Raw genomic sequence first — 3853 nt, 5'->3', positions numbered from 1 at the left:
TGGGCGTCAGTTCCCGGCTTCTGAAGCCCATCAGTGACTGCTGGGTCGCCAGCTTCCACGGTGGCATGTTGCGCTGGTTGTAGACGCTGCCGGTGACGATGGGACGGTCGGGATTGCCATCGAGCCATTGGACTAGGCATTCCGAACCCACCCGAGGAATGGATTTGGCGCCCAGTTCGCCGCCGGCCCAGGAGCTGGCGACACGTACCCAGGCCGAGCTGCGCTCATCGTTGTTGCCGATGCGGTCCCAGTGGAACTGGACGCGGATGCGGCCGTATTCGTCGGTATGGACGCTGCCCTGGCCGGAAGGACCGACTACCGTGACGGTCTGCGGAGCTTGGATCTTGGTGTTGACGCTATTGAAATTGCGGCCCGGACGCCAGGGGATGGTCTTGCGCAGGCAGGTCAGCTCGTTGCGGTACTCGGCCTTTTGATCTGCCTGCTGCAGATAATTGTTGCTGGCGATGTGGTGGACCGAGATGATCAGGAACTCATTCTTGCCGGCGTCTTCATGGCTGGCGAACGGGCTGGATGAGAAATGGCCGGTCAGGCGGTACCAGCGTCCAGGCAGCACATAGCGGTTGTTGCCTGCGGCTTCAAAGTGTTTACCTGCCGCTTCAATCTCTTCCATACGCCGGCGCGACAACGTATCGGCATCCTGGGCACCTTTGACGCCATAAGCGCCCGCATATTCATAGGATTCAACATCCAGCACATTGCCCTGCTTGTTCAGGGTCGGCACGCCGGCATTGATCGGCACCGGGCTCTTGAAATTGAAGCCGGAGAGTGAGACAGAACCGGGGACGATCTGGCGCACCGGGGAGAACTCGCCAATGCCGTCTTCTTCAAACGCGCCGCCATGGCGCTGGAAACGGATCTCTGCGCCGCCGTCGATGGCCGCGGCCTGGGTAGAGTCATCGGTGATGATGAGTTTATGGCCCTTGTCGTTGTGCTCGTAGTAGTACAGCAGTCCGGCCGCTTCCAGGCGACGGTGGACGTAGTTATGGTCGCTCTCGTCGAACTGGATGGCGTCCGTCATGACCGGGTCGGTACCGCTGACACGATAATCCCAGTCCGGCAAGGTGCCGTAATCGGCGCAGATGCTGTCGATCTGTTCGCGCAGGGTCTTGCCGTGGAAGATGTAGTTATCTTTGCGCAGGCGCAGGTATTGGGTCCAGGGCCCCAGCTTGGCTTGATAGAAGACGATGTTGCCGTCGGTGCGGAGCAGGCGGAATTCGAAGCAGTAGCCGGTGAAGTAACGCAGGCTGCCGTCGGCTCTCACCAGCTCCACGCAGAACAGCTTGCCTTGCAGATCCTTCAGGGCCAGCTCGGCGTCATCCGACAATAACTCCACGGTGTAGTCAAAATCGCGCGACAGGCTTTCGACGGCGTTGAGCTTGTTGACCAGCAGCTGGGCATGCGGACCGTCGTCGTGCGGGAAGGAGAGGCGGAGAATACGGTTGTTCTGTCGGCCCTGGATCAAGGCGGACAGGGATTGCAGCAAGTTACTCATGCGGGGACCCCGGGAATTGAACTGCTAACAACAAAATATTATTCTAACAATATTTTGTGTCGAGATGCTAATTGATAAAAATCACATTCAATCATACTCGCTGGCGGCTTTAATTGCCAAAAAGAAATATCTATAATTGGCGAATTTTACGAGAATTGACAATGTTGTTGGGCTTTGGAGACGCCGTGCCTGCCTGCTGCGTCTGATGTCGGCCGCTGATCGATGCCGGATGTGGAAGCCGCGGCTCAGGAATGGCGGCATGTTTGTCAGCCATTGGGGTTTTGGGTGAGCGTTCCGATCTGTTTTTCGATGGCTTTTGCGGTGCGGATTTTGCCCTCGCCGCCGTACTTCAGCGGCGGCGCAAGCTGTTCCTTCTTGCCGGAAGCAAGGCCGGAATTCTGGATAAATGTGTCTATGAATCCTCTAGAGATTCATTTTTACAATGGGACATTTGTTGCATATGATGGGGCGGCAAGGGCTATAGGCGGGACATGCGGGGCGGCCGCTCAAGCGGAACTCTCCCTAATACATATAAAAATAACCATCAAAGGCAGACAATGAATACCTTCGTGAATGAAGCCGGCACCGAACTGGACCGTATCAAGGGCGAAATCCTGCGCGTCTTCGAGCGCCAGCGCGCCACCGCGCTGCGCCTGCGGCAATCCGGCAAGGCCGAACGCATCGCCAAGATCCGCAAGCTGAAAGCGGCGGTGCTGGCCAATCGCGAGGCGATCATCGCCGCTGGCTTTGCCGATTTCGGCAAGCCTGCCGCCGAGGTCGAGCTGACGGAAATCCTGCCGGTGATCGCCGAAGCCAACGACGCCATCCGCAAGCTGGGCAGCTGGATGAAGCCGAAGAAGGTGTGGCCGTCGCGGCTGTCGGTCGGCACCCAGGGCTATATGCAATATGAACCCAAGGGCCGGGTGCTGATCGTGGCGCCCTGGAACTATCCGGTCAACCTCAGCCTGGGCCCGCTGGTGTCGGCGCTGGCGGCCGGCACTGCCGTGATCGTCAAGCCTTCGGAAATGACGCCGCATGCCTCCGCCGTGATCGGCAAGATCTTGCGTGAAGTGTTCGTGGAGGACGAGGTGGCGCTGTTCGAGGGTCCGGCGCCGGTGGCGCAGGCGCTGCTGGAGCTGCCCTTCGACCATATCTTCTTTACCGGTTCGCCGGCGGTCGGCAAGATCGTCATGGCGGCGGCTGCCAAGCATCTGGCCAGCGTCACGCTGGAGCTCGGCGGCAAGTCGCCCACCATCGTCGACGAGACGGCCGACCTGGCGATGGCGGCGCAGAATATCCTGTGGGCCAAATTCACCAACAACGGCCAGACCTGCATCGCGCCCGATCACGTGTATGTGCATGCCAGCGTCAAGGACGCCTTCCTGCAGCATTGCATCGCCACCCTGGAAAATGCCTACGGCAAGGATGCGCAGCAAGCCGCCAGCCCGTTCCTGGCGCGCATCGTCAACGAGCGCCATGCCGAGCGCGTCAAGACCTTGCTGGACGACGCCAAGGCGCGCGGCGCGCGAGTGGTGACCGGCGGCCAGGTCGACGCCGGCCAGCGCTATATCGCGCCGACCCTGATCGAGGGCATTCCGGACGACGCCAAGATCATGAGCGAAGAAATTTTCGGGCCGCTGCTGCCGATCATCGGCTTCACTGACCTCGATACGGTGATCGCGCGCATCAATGCCGATCCCAAGCCGCTGGCGCTGTACATGTGGAGCCGCAAGCAGGCCAATATCGACAAGGTGATGCAGCAGACGACTTCCGGCGGCGCCTGCATCAACCATTGCGTGGTGCAGTTCCTGCACGGGAACCTGCCCTTCGGCGGCGTCAACAATTCCGGCATCGGCAGCGGCCACGGCCACCACGGCTTCCTGGCGTTTTCTCACGAGCGTGCGGTGGTGCGCGGCCGCATCATGCTGGCCAAGATGTTTTACCCGCCCTACACCGCTACCACGCGCAAGCTGATTTCCCTGTTCATCAAGACGGTCTGAGCCGTAGCCCAGACCGCGCTTTGCCTAGCGGGCGGTGGCTTCCACCGCGGTCGGGTCGGCCAGGTTGTCGATGAACCAGTTCGGATAGACCGGCGCCAGCGGCGTCGCAGCGTCCAGTTCCGCCACTTCTTCGGCGCTCAGCTTGATGCTGGCGGCGCCCAGGTTGTCTTCCAGCTGTGGCAGTTTCGAGGCGCCGATGAGGATGCTGCTGACGGCATCCTTGGCCAGCAGCCAGGCCAGCGCCACCTGCGCCACGCTGGCGTTATGGCGGCGGGCGATGGCGCGCATGTGCTCGACCACCGCGAAGCCGTGTTCCTTGTCGAACGGCAGCAGGTCGAAG

3 protein-coding genes are annotated in these 3853 nt (G+C 60.7%); 1 reads left to right on the top strand and 2 read right to left on the bottom strand.

Translation table 11 applies throughout. The annotated features are described in order from the left end of the window. The coding region (locus VNZ65_RS08200) for a type VI secretion system Vgr family protein (protein ID WP_325667859.1) at window positions 1-1513 on the bottom strand (1513 nt) is incomplete at its 3' end. A gap of 557 nt (window positions 1514-2070) precedes the next feature. Between VNZ65_RS08200 and VNZ65_RS08195 the strand changes: the two genes are divergently transcribed. Beyond that, the gene (locus tag VNZ65_RS08195; protein WP_325667857.1) at window positions 2071-3513 is read left to right on the top strand and encodes an aldehyde dehydrogenase family protein; all 1443 of its coding nucleotides are present in this window, start codon (window positions 2071-2073) and stop codon (window positions 3511-3513) included. 24 nt (window positions 3514-3537) lie between these two features. Here VNZ65_RS08195 and VNZ65_RS08190 read toward each other — a convergent pair. After that, on the bottom strand, window positions 3538-3853 hold a 316-nt coding region (locus tag VNZ65_RS08190; protein WP_325667855.1), incomplete at its 5' end, for an aldo/keto reductase.

The organism is Collimonas sp. (assembly GCF_035566555.1).
In the GTDB taxonomy this organism is placed as follows: domain Bacteria; phylum Pseudomonadota; class Gammaproteobacteria; order Burkholderiales; family Burkholderiaceae_D; genus Collimonas.
This window is presented reverse-complemented; position numbering and strand designations above follow the sequence as displayed.